The organism is Paenibacillus phoenicis (assembly GCF_034718895.1).
GTDB lineage: Bacteria > Bacillota > Bacilli > Paenibacillales > Paenibacillaceae > Fontibacillus > Fontibacillus phoenicis.
Window position 1 is genome coordinate 2,718,681 of the sequence record NZ_JAYERP010000001.1, and the last position, 13,886, is coordinate 2,732,566.

A 13,886-nucleotide genomic window follows, 5' to 3' on the forward strand; every position below is an offset into this window, starting at 1 on the left:
GAGATTCACGGCTCCTTTTTTTGTTTATTTTTTTCCGCCCCCCGCAACAGGAACAAGCTGAAGCAATTTCGACTCGGCCCCTTGCAGTGTGACGTGCAGCTCCGTTTTCTCACGCCATTCTTCACCAGTCCACAGATCCGTCACGCGGAAGCCGGACTTCCCTTTGTTGTCCATGGCAGCCCGCTCGAAGGAGATCGTCCGTTCCACCGGCTCGTTCGTGAAATTGAAGATCGCGAGATAATATCCCCCGCCGTCTTTTAAGATGTAAGCGTCCGCCGCTGCCGTTCCGGTGTTGCCCTCCATCGGCCGGAATGCTAGCCCTTTCTTCGCCACCGCATTCACCGCCGGGTTCACCAGCAGCTGCTCCATATACTCCCGGGCCGTCTGATTCGCCACATCATCCGAGTTTAGGAACACAGTACCGGAAATCGCCGCCGCGTTCACTCGGGTTTGCGCTCCAAGCAGTGAGCCGCCCTTCTCCAACGTCATATAGTCCGGATCCGTGTAGCGGTAGATGGTTCCGTTTTGCCACCAGCCGTAGGTCAGGTTGTTTAACTGGTATTCCGTACTGCCCAGCGAACCGTCAACATCGCAGGAGATCCGCCGGCTGTGCGCGTATTGGCTGGGGAACAGCGGCGCGATCGACGCGCTGATGAACATCGAGCCGTCCAGCGCATCCACGATGTAAGCCATTCCTTCGTTATAAGCCTGAATGCCGGTAAAAACTTGCAGGTTAAAGTGTTGGCCTTCCAATGCGCCATGGCTCAGAAAATCCAGCTTAATATACTCGAAGCCATGCTCCTTAAAGCGATTCATATAATAGTCGATACGCTGCTTCGTCCCCGGATGGGTCGGATCGACGGCATAGGCGCCGTCTATCTTCGGCAGCGGATTCCCTTGCGCATCGCGAAGGACGATATCGCCATAGGTATATTTTCCGTCCGTGCCTTCCACAGTCTGGTTCAAATTATCGCCCCAGTAGACGAACGGGCCGTAATAGATGCCTGCTTTTTGATCGTTCGCCTTAATATAATCCACCAGCTGCCCCAGCTGCTCATCGTTCATATTATCCCAGTACGAGTCGAGGTTAATATACAGCTGACCTTCGTTATTAAACGACTCTCCTTGCAGCTTCTCCTTAAAGTAATTGGAGGTTTCGATCACTTGATCGTAGCTTAATTTGCTGCCGACAGCTCCCCAGCTGTTCCAGCCCACCGGGACCCCTTGCGGAACACCGGGACCAAAAGCCAGCGGCGGGGCTTCCACTGCATTTGCCTGACCATAGGTTTCCAAACCGTCCCGATAGTCGGTAAAAAATCCAACAAACACCTTCGGAGAAGCAATCGTCGTCCCGCTGACCTTGGCATGCGGCAGCGAATCGTGCGTGGAAGCAAGAGAAGTGAAGCCGCCATATACGTTCAGCTTGTTCAGACGGTCATTGGATCCGCTCCAATAAATGCCGGTTTTCCACGTATCATGGCTAACCGAACCCACCACAAAGCCGCGACGGCTGTCGTTATCGAAAATGGCCGTCAGTTCCGAGCTTTCATAATTTTGATTGTTGAGATCCGTGTTGATCGTCTTGGACAAATACCGCGACCATGCATCGTTATCAAAGGGAGCTACCAGCACCCGGTTGTCGCCATATTGGCCGATATCCACTCCGCCGCGGTGATCTACAATCAGCGGGACAATATAGTTCGTTGCGAGCGGCGTATCTTGCTCGGCAATAACTTGAGTGAGCAAATAATCCTTCTGCTCATAGATATAGTAGATTTGCTTCAGGGTCGGCAGACCTTCCTGCCTGTTGTTCACCGTGACCTTGATCCCTTTGCCTCCCCGGTCGTGGAACCGCTCCACCTCTTCCAGCTTGAACTCATGCTTGGCGTAATCCTTGCTGGTTAAGTACTGGTCCAACTGTATGGAGCTGTACGCCCCTTGGATCTTGGCCTCTTCACCGCGATTTTTCCAGCTGTACGCCGAGAGCCCATTTTCCGTATTATAGAGCAGCTTCAGACTGCCGCTGGTTACGCTCATCCCTTTCGCGTGCCGGGTTACGGCAATCGGCCCGTATTTCACCGTGCTGAGCGGCGCACCAAGCTCCAGATCTTCACCGTTCCCCGGATCGGTTCCCGGCTCCGAGGACGAGACGAAGGTCAAGCTAATTTTGTCCAAATCCGGAGCATATCCGCCGTCATCGTCAAAAGACAACGTATTATCGCCCGCCTGTAAACGGACCTCGAAGTCGAATACGCCCACCGTATTCCAATCCTTCGTCGCCGGCGGCGAGAAGCGCTCCCGCTCTCCGTCATTTACGCTGACCATAAACGAACGGGGATCCCCGGAAATATAGGACAAGCTTAGCTTATAAACGCCTGCCTCCGTTACATTCACCGCGTTAAACTGCATTGCCGAGCCTTGGTAAAGGTTGCCTACTTTTGCCCCGCCGGAGCAGGTGTCGCAAGGAACCGGACCGGCTTTGCCGGAGTAGGTATTTGCCGCCGCCTCCGCCTCAAACGTATAAACCGCCTCCGTTGCTTGCGTGCTTCCTGCTTCAGCGGCCGCCTGTTTTGGGGCGATCTGCGCGCCACCTGTCAGCGAACAAGCCAATATCGCAATCAGTACATATCGGAGCATTGCACTCCACCTCGACCTCTTCCCCGTACCCGCCTTCACGAATCATCCATCCTTTCATCGATAAGTTCGATTACGAACCCCATGTTAAAATAGACAGCGCTTTCTTTCTATAACTCAAAATGCCGATTTATAGCGGAAATTAAAGTTCTTTTCCAATTTCGATGCAAACAAAAAACAGCCTGCCGTCCTTATTAGGACTTTCAGGCTGTCTGCAAAAGAGAAGGATGGAACTATAGATCCAACCGCGTTCTTAACGCCGTAATATGAGCAAGATGATGATTCCCGTGCCAAGCGTAGTTTCCGAGGTTGTAGGCCAAGCTCGTCGTTTTCCCCGATTCGGGATGGTGGAACGAACGCTCAAAATCTTCCTCGCTCAGCGATCTCAACAGGTGGGTCCAGCGACGATGCAGCGCTTCCAACAGAAGCAGTGAAGCTTCGATGTCTCCCTCGTAGTCGGACAGCTTCGCCCAACGGTCTTCGTGATAAGGCCGAATCGTTGGGGTCTCTTCAGTCAGCGCCAGTTTAAACCGGGTGTAGGCATTGATATGGCTGTCAGCCAGATGGTGCACAACCTGCCGCAGCGTCCAGCCGCCCTCGCGGTAGGGAAGGTTCAGCTGATCTTCACTTAATCCGGCCACCGCCTGCCTTAATCGCGTCGGCAGCGTCTCGATTTCACGTATCCATTGCTCCCGCTGTGCCGCCGTAATCTCGCCTGTGAAGGCATACTCGCCTATTGGATATCTAGGGTCCATGTCTGGTTCGCCTCCTGATCAGGAATTAAACTGCCACTTTCACTTTCTTATTGATTCATTTATACCTGATCAAGCTGACATTGTCGATAACCTATTCCATACGATTGAAGCTTAGGACTTGTCCTTTGGGCTATTCTCTGCTACGATTTTGGCGCAGGTTAAACTATGTTTAAATGTCGAGGAGGGGACGAAAATGGAACATTCTAAAGAATCCGGCATTCTGCCGTTGCCGCTCAACCTGAAGTTGCAAAATGGGAACCAGATGGCTGTCCATGCGGCGTTATTATGGGGTACCGATCATCTCGTCCTCGTTGACACCGGGGTTCCCGGGCAATTGGATGTGATCCGCGAAGGGTTGGAGCAAGCAGGATTCTCCTTGGATCAGCTGACCCATGTGATCATTACACATCAAGACCGCGACCATATCGGCAGCCTGCCGGAGCTGATCCGGGCGAAGGAAGGGAAGTTGGAAGTGTTGGCCCACGAGGAGGGGATTCCGTATCTGGCTGGTGAAATCCCGCTGATTAAGGGCGGTGCTTACGCCGAGTCGGTGAAAGTCAATACGGCGCTTCACGACGGGGACGATTTGCCATTTGGCGGAGGATTACGAGTCGTGTACACCCCAGGACACACGCCTGACCATATTAGCTTGTATCATCCTTCCAGTAAAACGTTAATCAGCGGAGACGCAGTCGTCTCTAGCGAGGGCCAGGTACAGCCGCCCGTACCGAATTTCACGCAGGATTACCCCCAGGCCCTGAGATCGGTCAAGAAATTGGCTGCCTTGGATGTGGAAACCGTGATCACCTATCATGGCGGCGTATGTACCGGGGCGGTTCAAGAACGGCTGAAGGAGATTGCGGCAGGCGTAAAATAAACCGTTCGCGGCAACAGAACCGCTAGATATCCCCTACCGGAATTAAGCCGGTTAACCAGTTTATTTCGCTGTCTTCCATAAAACGCGACGGCCAGCTTCGGTCGTCCTCGCCCCAATCGGCAAACGTGCGGACCGAATGGTAAAAAGCTTCGATCCGCTCGGCCGTTGGCTCTTGCAGCATTTGTTCGATCAAATACAGGATTCTCCGGTCGAACCGGGGCTGTACATTTCTGTTCTCCTCTTCTTTTATCTGCATCCTTCCAGTGGATTTAAGCCAGCACTCGGTCCCCCCGTGTATTTGGGCGGGATATAACAAGGAATTCCACCGAATCAGCGGATCGGTTCATGGCCTGATGCGGCATATTCGGCGGGATCTCAAGCCCTTCATGCGGATGAAGCTCGTATTGGATTCCGTCCAATTCGAGATGCAGACAACCGGACAGGACGAAGAAAAACTGCTCCGCCTTTTCGTGAAAATGCCGGACTTCCTGGCTGTCCGGGGGCATTTTCTCATGGATAATGCTGCACTCCTCCCGATCCACCAGCCGCCAACCGTCGCAATTTCCGCCCCACACATAATGCTCTGCGTTCTGTTTACTGATCACGTCATTTCCATCCTCTCTGCGATAAAATGACGCAGCCGTGCATCCTCCCACTTATACAGCGTTAGCAGCGTTTCATAGTAAGCTTGGCGTTGTCGTTCATTGCCTTTTTGCAAATACGTTAGATCCATAAAGTTGTTCGTCATCCTTCCGCCCGCTGCAACGGTCTGGCCGTAACGCCTTCATGGGTCATTTGCACTGGCTGGATTCGCCCGTCCTCTTCAAATAACATGCGATCGATGCAAACCACGCGATGATTCGCATCGGTTTCACTGAGCGGCCGGCGGTGGTAAACGATGTACCACTCGTCGCTGCCCGGAATTTGCAGAAATCCGTGATGACCGGCGCCGGTGGCGATTTCCGGATCCTGCTGCAGAATCTTGCCTACGCGCTTGAACGGTCCAACCGGCGAATCGGACATGGCGTAGGCTACGGAATAATCCGGTCCGGTCCAGCCCCCCTCGGCCCACATGAAATAGTAAATGCCGTTCCGTTTGAACATGCAAGGCCCCTCAACATAATGATCCGGGGTGATCTCCTTGAACGTGGTTCCATCCTCGAACGTGTCCAGATGAATCATGTCCTCGGTCAGCTTCGCCACATTGCAATGTCCCCACCCCCCATAGTACAGGTAAGCGCTTCCGTCATCATCGAGAAAAACATGGGGGTCAATCGGCTGCGCGCCAAAATGAAACCGATCAATCAACGGCTTGCCCAGCGCATCCCGGTACGGACCCTCCGGCCGATCGGCAACCGCCACGCCGATTCCGCCCAGCTCCTCGTCACTTTGAATGTCGTTCGCAGCAAAATAATAATAGAACTTTCCGTTTCGTTCGATCGGCGACGGAGCCCATAGCGCCCGTCGCGCCCAAGCGATATCTTCCATCGTCAGGATGCGCTCAACCTTCGTCCACTCCGTCAAATCCGTGGAATAGAAAGCATCAAAAAACGTCTGTTCATCGTAAGGGGCCGAGTACGTCAGGTAAATCCAATACCGATCCTGAAAAATCCTCGCTTCCGGGTCCGCATACCAGCCTGTAAATAAGGGATTGCCGGATCTCTTGAGCTGCTCTTCGTTCATGGGGCTCCTCCTTTTTGCTTATTGCATCAACGGACACATAATGCTATATTCTCCGCCGCGGGTATCCATACCTGCATGGGATCATCCCGTCATCCCTAAAGAATACAAAACCGCCCTGCAATCCATGTACAGGACGGTTCCTTGGCGATTAAGATGTTATTTCACGCTCATGTAACGGTCGTAGGCGTCGGTGCGGATTTTCATCAGCTTCTCCAGGCCCATGTCGTTCAGCTTCTTTACGTAAGCGTCCCAGCCTTCGTCGATGCCCCCTTTCGTTACCCACTGGGCGCGCATCGTCGAAACATAAGTGTCGATGTCCGTGGTCAGGGTCGGGAGCTCCTGGAACTCCTCGGCCGTATACATGACATTCGGGAATGGCGTAGTCACGTATTCGCTGCCCATTTTGTCAATCTCCAGCTTCAGGCCGTCGCCAGCTTTCGGGTTAAGCACGATGTTCTTCTCGAAGGAAGGGCTGACGTATTTCGGTCCGAAATCCCGCAGCGATTGCTCCCAGTACCATGCGTCCGCGCTGGTGCCGGCCGGCGGATCCATCAAGGTGTAGGTGCCATCGTCATTCTTCTGAATGACCGTGCCAATCGCGCCCCAGAAGTTCTGGATGCTCGCTTCGTTGGTATAGAACTGGTCGGCCCAGCGGGCGGCCACTTCCGGATATTTGCAGGACGTCGTAATCAACAACTCGTTGCGGTTAAAACTCATGCCGTTCGGATTCCCCGGATTGTAACGCTTCCCGTCGGGACCTGCGATAGGCGGAATGGCGACATACTGATCACTCCATTTGCCAAACACCGCGTCCGGCGTCCACTGGTTCGTAAATCCGACGATCGGAGCATCCGCATTCTGCTGTTTCGCCGACGTCATCGTGGCATCCTGGGTGAACAACTCTTTGTCGATCAGGCCTTCCGCATACAGCTTATGGGCGAATTTCAAGCCTTCCTTGTACTCCTCGCTGGTTGGATAGAACACCGGTTTGCCATCCTTCACCAACATGTTATTGGCGTTGATGTCGGTAATGCCAAATGGATTCAGAAAATCCGGGGCCAACCCGGTTTCGGTATACGGAATTTCGTCCGCTTTCCCGTTGCCGTTCGGATCCTGCTCTTTAAACGCTTTCAACACGTTGTATAGATCATCAACCGTGTCCGGCACTTGGAGTCCCAATTTATCGAGCCAAGCCTTGTTAATGACCGGCTGGTTTTTCGTTTTCGGACGCGATGGCAGCCGGGTCGGCAAGGAATAGATTTTGCCGTCCGGGAACGTGCTGATCTTCTTCAGCTCCGGCGTCTCGGCCATCGCGGCTTTGAGGTTCGGCATGTATTGGTCAATGTACTCGTCCAGCGGACGGAAGTAACTTAAGTTATTCACGATATCGGAGTCGGAAAAAGTCTGGTCGCCTAATATAATGTCCGGCAGCGTGCCGCTGGCCAGCATGATCGATTTCTGCTCGTTCCAATCGTTCGAGGACACGACCTGCCATTCAATTTTGACATTCGTACTCTTCTCCAAATCCTTCAGCCACTGATTCTGGGTAAACGTATCGCCCATGTTCCCCCAGCGCATCGTCAACACCTTTAGCGTAACGGGTTCGTTTACGATCGGCAGCCCCTCTTTATTGAAGAAGCTCGTATCGCTTGGCGCCGGACTTCCGGAATCCGCGGATTTACCGCCGCCGCACCCTGCGAGGCCAAAGGCGAGCGCTCCCGCAAGAATCAGCGCGGTCCATTTTTTTACCGTGAATCTGCCTGTTTGTTTGCTCATTGCTCGTTCCCCCATTCTTTGATTGTACCATGCCTTACGGTGTCCAATTAGCTTTTGACCGCTCCGATCATCACCCCCTGATTGAAATATTTCTGCAGGAAGGGATACACGCACATGATCGGGACGGTGGCGATAATAATGACGGAGTAGCGCATCAGATTGGCGAGCCGAAGCGCGATTTGGGCTGCTTCCCCGGTCCCCATGCCGGACTGCATCTGGTTTGTGATCAGGATGTTGCGCAGGATCAGCTGCAGGGGATGCAGGTCCGGATTTTTTAAATAAATCAAAGCATTGAAGTAAGAGTTCCAGTAACCAACCGCGATCCATAGCCCCAGCACGGCGATGATCGCCTTGGACAGCGGCAGCACGATCTGGGCGAAATAACGGAGATTGCCGCAGCCGTCAATTTGCGCCGCCTCCCACAAATCCTCGGGAATGCTCGACTGAAAGAACGTCCTTGCAACGATGATATCGTACACGATCACGGAAAACGGCAAGACCATCACCAAAAACGTATCGTACAGATGGAAATCCCGGATCGTCAGGAAGGTTGGAATGAGTCCGCCGCTGAAAAACATCGTAAAGATGAAAAACAACGAAAGGAACTTCCGTCCGACCAGATCCTTCCGCGACAACGCGTACGCCGCTGACACGTTCACGATCAGGCCAATGGCCGTGCCTACTACCGTATACAATATCGTGTTTCGATAGCCGATCCAAATATTTTCGTGCTTCAGCAGCTCCTTATAGCCATCCAGGGTAAACCCCTTGGGAACAAACCACACCTGCCCGTTCGCCACCGCTGACGGGTCGCTGAAAGAAGCGATAACGATAAAATAAAGCGGGTAAATTAACACAATCAGAAACAGCACCGCAAAGACATAAAGCAGCACTTCCATCACTCTGTCGGAAGATCGATTGTTAATTGGCTGCACGGCTGGATTTGTTGCTGAATGGGCTGTCTCCATTTTCATCTCCTTCTCCCCCCTTCCCTACCACAGGCTGTTCTCGCTGTATTTCTTGGAGATCTGGTTCACCAGAATCAGCAGCAGGAAGTTAATGACCGTGTTAAACAGGTTGACCGCCGAGGAGAAGCTGTACTGGCTGCTCAGCAGGCCGATCTTGTAGATGTACGTGGACAAGATTTCACTTGCGGTAATGTTCAGGTCGTTTTGCATTAGATAGACCTTCTCGAATCCAACGCCCAGCAGACCGCCAACCCGCAAAATGAGCAGCGTGATCGCCGTCGGCACCAGCATCGGAATATCGATGTAGCGGATTTTGTGCCAGCGGCTGGCTCCATCAACGGTAGCCGCCTCGTACAAGCTGGGATCAACTGTAGACAACGCAGCAATGTAGATGATGCTGTCCCATCCAACATGCTGCCACACGTCCGACCAGACGTAGATGCTGCTGAACCAACCGGCAGAACCGATCAAATCAGGTGCATCTCCGCCGAACAGTTTGTACAAATTGCCGACCAGTCCGGTGCTCGGAGAGAGCAGAATCAGCATCAACCCGACCATGACGACGGTAGAAATGAAATGCGGCATATACGAGACGGTTTGAAAAAAACGTCGGAACCGGTTCGGCCGCATCTGATTGACCATCAAGGCCAGCCCAATCGGAATCGGAAACGTGGCGATACTGTATAAGCTGATAATGATGGTGTTCTTAATCGTCGTCGAAAATTGATACGAATGAAAAAATTTCTCAAAATGCTTGAACCCCACCCAAGGACTACCGTCAATGCCAAGCGCCGGGCTATAATCCTTGAACGCAATGACCACGCCGTACATCGGTTTGTACGCGAATAACAGCGTCAGCACCACCGCAGGCAACAGCAGCAAGTACAGTCCCCGGTTTCTTTTGATTTGTCCAAGCGTCCGCCTTAGGCCCACTGCGCCGGATTTCATGACATCCCCTCCTTCTTGATCGTCTAAACTCCTAGTCACGCCTTTCGTATGTCCGGCGGCTTCATGTCTTCAGTATAGTGCCCAGCCTGGTGCGTTTATCGGACTCAAACTCGGCAGTAAACGGACTTTTGCTCGCCGGCTCCCATGGGCCCGAAGCCTGTCCCCTTAACCAGCGGCCGAAGGGAATAACGGAATCCGGACTTGATTTGACGCTTTCCGGACTTTCCGTTGGTGTGGATGGGATTCGGTCTTCTTTTTCTAAAGGAAGGATTTATAATAGGGTTAATACCTTTGACAGCGCATTCATAAAGGTGTTCACACTGAAAAACAAGCTAGTATCGGCAGGAAGAGGCGAGGGGGCCATGGCTAACACCGCGAAAAACAAACCATATCCGATTCGTCACTACGTTAACTTCATGTTTCTGATCTCCTTCATCATCCTGATCCTGGATTTTGTCATCAGCTTATCTGCGGTATCGATCGTCAAGCAGCAATCCACGCGTTTTCTGCAGGATACCGCGGATTTATACATCAACCGGATCAACCACGATTTCGCTTATATCAACCACTATACGGGCTGGACGCTGGCGAACGATGAGAACTTGCAGGCGATGAACGATCACCCGATGAACAGCGTGGAGTTTTTTGAGGGGAATGAAAATCTGCACAAGCGCTTTAATGAGCTGCAAAAAAACTACGGCCAGGAATACAATTTCTTCGTGTATTTGAAGAAACAGGATTTTTTCCTCAACTGTGCGCCGATCAGTATTCCGTATTCAGATTACCTGGAGCTCAAGGAACAGGTCATCGCCAATGTGGAGGCGGGACGGGATGTCTACGAGAAAATTTACTCCAAGTGGACACCGGTTGAAATTAACGGCAGGCACTATATTACGAACATCGTTCCTTTTCACGATAGCTACATGATCAGCCTGGTGTCCGCGGATCAACTGATTCGTCCTTTACGGGAGCTGAATCTCGGCGAGAACGGGTTCGTCTCCCTGGTGGATAATCGCAGCCAGGTCTTAACCAGCCCGATCTCCAACAACGGCGCGCTGCTGGACGATGATCGGCGACCCTCGTTCTTTCAGAACTTGTTTAAGGGTGGAACGACGGTTAACGGGGAGTTCACGAACGCTTCTTTTCACGTAAAGCTGGTGATCCAGTTCGGGACATTTGAGAAAATCATGATCGCCCAGCTGCTGATCCTCCTGCTCGCCGTTATGATCACCTGCAGCCTGGGGTTCATCCTGATCTACTTCCGGAACAAGGTCCTTCTTCCAATCAAGAGCTTCTCCTATAACCTGGCGTTTTGGACGGAGGAAGGGGAGCCGTTGGCGTTCGAGAGCAGTAAGATCATCGAGCTGGAAAGAGCAAATAAACAATTCATGAACCTGGTCGACCAGATCAAGAAGTTTAAAATCGACTTGTACGAACGGGAACTGGAGAAGCAGCGGATCCAATTGGATTATATGAAGCTGCAGATTAATCCGCATTTTTTCCTGAATTGCCTGACGAATATCTATAGCATGGCGCAAATGCAGCTATATCAGGAAATCGAGCAGATGGCCTTATCCACCTCGCGATATTTCCGCTACATCTTCCAAAACGATGGCGATTTCGTTAAGTTGAGAGATGAGATCGAGCACGTGCGGATATATCTGGATATTCAGAAACACCGGTATCCGGACGCACTGGTTTATCGCATCGACGTAGAGGAAATGTTGGCCGCAGAGATTCAAATCCCGCCGCTCGTCTTGCAGACCTTTGTGGAAAATGCGGTGAAATATGCGGTGTCCCGTATTTCACAAGTACACATCGAATTGGCGGTGCGATTGGAGCGGGAGGATGGCGAGGAGCGCATGACGATCCGGATCACCGATACCGGACCCGGATTCCCGCCGGAGATCCTGGAGTGTCTGCAGAACGGCAGACCTCTGGATCAATCCGCTGGAAACCATATCGGAATCATGAACACACTGCAGCGTTTGGCGTCTCTCTACAACGGGGATGCAGCCGTATCGTTCTCCAACCGGGAGGACGGCGGTGCATGCGTGATCTTATCCCTTCCGGCAGATGCCGGGACGAACAGGAGCGTGGCAGTATGAATGCATTAGTCGTGGATGACGATGTTTACGTCGTCGCTGCTTTAGAGAAGAAAATCGAGTGGAAGGCTCTGGGGATCGATAAGGTCTATACCGCAAACAACGTCGCCCAGGCTCGTGACATCCTGCAACAGCACTCGGTACAAATTCTGATCTCTGACATCGAGATGCCGCAGGGTAGCGGACTTGAGCTGCTCGCTTGGATCCGGGAAGAGAACTATGCCGTCCAGGCTATCTTCCTGACAAACTATGCGGATTTCAACTATGCGCAGAAAGCGATTGAGCTTCAGAGCTTCGAGTATTTTCTCAAGCCAATCGAGTTTGATAAGCTGATGCTGATCCTTCGTAAAGCGGTCGCGCGGGCCGAGGAGCAGCAGCAGCGGGAGAAGGCGATGCAAGAAGGGGTGCTATGGCAGAGAAATCAGGCCAACCTCTTGGAGTATTTCTGGCGTAAGCTGGTGAACGCCAGCGTGGCCGCACCCGTTAAGCCTGCAGCGGTGGCTCAGGCGGTGGAAGATCAGCAGCTCTCCTACCTTCCGTCCGACATCCTTCAGCCAGTGCTGATTCACGTGTTTCCATACAACGGCAGCTTAGGCCGGGAGGAGAAGGGGTTGTTCGATTTTGCCCTCGGGAATGTATTGGGCGAACTGCTCAAACATCCGCAGTTTGCCGTCGAGACGATCCTGGAGGTGAAGGAGCATCAATGGATGGCCATCCTCAAGTGGAACGCCCCGCCGGAACCCGACGTACTCGCGGAGTTATGCTCCGAAGGGATTCGCAGAGCCAACGCCTATTTGCATTGCGATGCTTGCTGCTTAGTGGGTCTCTCCGATCGGCTGGAGAGTATCGGCCACGTACTGCACCAACTGCTGGCGATGAACGAGGGTTTGACCAAAACCCGCAACCGAACCTATTGGGCAGAGCGCGATGATCTAAAAAAGCAAACGGTATATCATCCCCCGAATTTGACCCGTTTGGAGGAACTGCTTCATCAGAACGATTCGGCTTCGTTCCTCGCCGAGACGGCGCGATATCTTCGCGACTGCCTGGACCGCAAGACGCTGGACACCTCTTGCCTTGCCTTATTCCGTCTGGATATTGTGCAGCTTGTCTATGCCTTCTTGAAGTTAAAAGGCATCGAAGCGCACAAATTATATGCAGCGCGGGCCAATGAGCAGCTGTTGGCGCAGTCTCTCCATTCCATCGAGGACATGCAGGAATACGTCACTTATTTGGTGAATACGGCCATGGCCTATCGGGATTTTGCGGCGGAACCGAAATCCGTTGCCGAGGAGATCAAACAGTACATCCACGCCCATTACGGGGATGAGCTGACCCGGAACGACCTCGCGGAGGTCGTCTACCTCAACCCGGATTATCTCGCCCGCTTATTCAAGAAAGAAACGGGCATCTCGCTGGGCAGCTACGTCATCCAGGTCCGGATCTCCGTTGCCAAGCAACTGCTCGAAACAACCAAACTGTCTGTGTACGCTGTGGCAAACCAAGTCGGCTACGCCAACTACTCCTACTTCTCCAAGCTGTTCAAGCAGGAGGTGGGAGTCACGCCCAACGAGTACAAGAAGAACCCGCGCACTGCTGCACGATGGCCGGTGGCGGAGCGGGCTTGAACGCTCCCCAAGCGCATGAAGAAGGGCCTTTCCGACGATCGGAAGGCCCTTTTCCCTTGTCTATTTCGATTTTTGCACCTTAAACGTAAATTTCCATTCCGCCGTATTCCCGGAATACCGGCCTCGATTTTCGGTAACCTTTACTTTAAGTGACTTGGTAATGTCCTTGGTCACGGAGGACCCTTTCACCGTTGCGTTAGCTGAGCCGCTCTCCGGAATTTTGTCCTGCTCTTCCGCATACGCTTTTAACTTCAGACTCTCCGATGATTTTAGCTTCAGAGTGACGGTTGAGCCTTCCTCGATTTCTTTGCCATTCACCGATGCCTTGGTATACCACTCATTGCCAACATGATTGTTCTCCACCAACTCAACACTAACGAGGGTCACCTTGAGTTTGATCGTCTTTGTTGTAGCCGCCGACACAGGCTGAACCAAGCAAACCCAAATCAAGGACAGCATCAGCATAATTTTCAGTGCTTTTTTCATTGAGAGTGCCTCCCTCAAATCATATT

General features: G+C 52.5%; 13 protein-coding genes. 3 read left to right on the forward strand and 10 right to left on the reverse strand.

The features are described 5' to 3' along the window. Nucleotides 1–24: 24 nt before the first annotated feature. Both U9M73_RS12825 and U9M73_RS12830 read right to left on the reverse strand, forming a co-directional pair. On the reverse strand, nucleotides 25–2,637 hold the full coding sequence (locus U9M73_RS12825; RefSeq protein ID WP_323077566.1) for a carbohydrate-binding protein: 2,613 nt from the start codon (nucleotides 2,635–2,637) through the stop codon (nucleotides 25–27). Between the two features lie 230 nt (nucleotides 2,638–2,867). Then, entirely contained in the window at nucleotides 2,868–3,389 is a 522-nt protein-coding gene (locus tag U9M73_RS12830) for a YfiT family bacillithiol transferase (protein ID WP_323077567.1), read from the reverse strand. Nucleotides 3,390–3,582: 193 nt separating this feature from the next. On the opposite strand from U9M73_RS12830, the gene U9M73_RS12835 reads away from it, so the two are divergent. Continuing rightward, nucleotides 3,583–4,266: an MBL fold metallo-hydrolase gene (locus U9M73_RS12835; protein ID WP_323077568.1), complete on the forward strand. Its 684-nt coding sequence runs from the start codon at nucleotides 3,583–3,585 to the stop codon at nucleotides 4,264–4,266. A gap of 22 nt (nucleotides 4,267–4,288) precedes the next feature. On the opposite strand, the gene U9M73_RS12840 is transcribed toward U9M73_RS12835, so the two are convergent. The 7 genes from U9M73_RS12840 to U9M73_RS12870 all read right to left on the reverse strand — a co-directional run bounded on the left by U9M73_RS12840 (nucleotide 4,289) and on the right by U9M73_RS12870 (nucleotide 9,641). Continuing rightward, nucleotides 4,289–4,522, reverse strand: coding sequence for a hypothetical protein (locus U9M73_RS12840; RefSeq protein ID WP_323077569.1), 234 nt, complete (start codon nucleotides 4,520–4,522; stop codon nucleotides 4,289–4,291). A gap of 13 nt (nucleotides 4,523–4,535) precedes the next feature. Continuing rightward, the gene (locus tag U9M73_RS12845) at nucleotides 4,536–4,871 is read right to left on the reverse strand and encodes a cupin domain-containing protein (RefSeq protein ID WP_016311003.1); all 336 of its coding nucleotides are present in this window, start codon (nucleotides 4,869–4,871) and stop codon (nucleotides 4,536–4,538) included. Next, on the reverse strand, nucleotides 4,868–5,014 hold the full coding sequence (locus U9M73_RS12850) for a hypothetical protein (RefSeq protein WP_016311002.1): 147 nt from the start codon (nucleotides 5,012–5,014) through the stop codon (nucleotides 4,868–4,870). The genes U9M73_RS12845 and U9M73_RS12850 overlap by 4 nt, the downstream gene beginning before the upstream one ends. After that, on the reverse strand, nucleotides 5,011–5,949 hold the full coding sequence (locus tag U9M73_RS12855; protein ID WP_323077571.1) for a glycoside hydrolase family 43 protein: 939 nt from the start codon (nucleotides 5,947–5,949) through the stop codon (nucleotides 5,011–5,013). Before U9M73_RS12855 ends, U9M73_RS12850 begins: the two co-directional genes overlap by 4 nt. Before the next feature lie 156 nt (nucleotides 5,950–6,105). Further along, nucleotides 6,106–7,725, reverse strand: coding sequence for an extracellular solute-binding protein (locus tag U9M73_RS12860; protein WP_323077573.1), 1,620 nt, complete (start codon nucleotides 7,723–7,725; stop codon nucleotides 6,106–6,108). A gap of 47 nt (nucleotides 7,726–7,772) precedes the next feature. Continuing rightward, entirely contained in the window at nucleotides 7,773–8,699 is a 927-nt protein-coding gene (locus tag U9M73_RS12865) for a carbohydrate ABC transporter permease (RefSeq protein WP_009225057.1), read from the reverse strand. A gap of 18 nt (nucleotides 8,700–8,717) precedes the next feature. Continuing rightward, nucleotides 8,718–9,641: an ABC transporter permease gene (locus tag U9M73_RS12870; RefSeq protein WP_323077575.1), complete on the reverse strand. Its 924-nt coding sequence runs from the start codon at nucleotides 9,639–9,641 to the stop codon at nucleotides 8,718–8,720. A gap of 362 nt (nucleotides 9,642–10,003) precedes the next feature. Here U9M73_RS12870 and U9M73_RS12875 point away from each other — a divergent pair, with 362 nt between their 5' ends. Both U9M73_RS12875 and U9M73_RS12880 read left to right on the forward strand, forming a co-directional pair. Further along, the gene (locus tag U9M73_RS12875) at nucleotides 10,004–11,749 is read left to right on the forward strand and encodes a sensor histidine kinase (RefSeq protein ID WP_323077576.1); all 1,746 of its coding nucleotides are present in this window, start codon (nucleotides 10,004–10,006) and stop codon (nucleotides 11,747–11,749) included. Next, nucleotides 11,746–13,374: a response regulator gene (locus U9M73_RS12880; RefSeq protein WP_323077577.1), complete on the forward strand. Its 1,629-nt coding sequence runs from the start codon at nucleotides 11,746–11,748 to the stop codon at nucleotides 13,372–13,374. The genes U9M73_RS12875 and U9M73_RS12880 overlap by 4 nt, the downstream gene beginning before the upstream one ends. Before the next feature lie 60 nt (nucleotides 13,375–13,434). On the opposite strand, the gene U9M73_RS12885 is transcribed toward U9M73_RS12880, so the two are convergent. Then, the gene (locus U9M73_RS12885) at nucleotides 13,435–13,860 is read right to left on the reverse strand and encodes a hypothetical protein (RefSeq protein ID WP_009225053.1); all 426 of its coding nucleotides are present in this window, start codon (nucleotides 13,858–13,860) and stop codon (nucleotides 13,435–13,437) included. Between the last annotated feature and the right edge of the window lie 26 nt (nucleotides 13,861–13,886).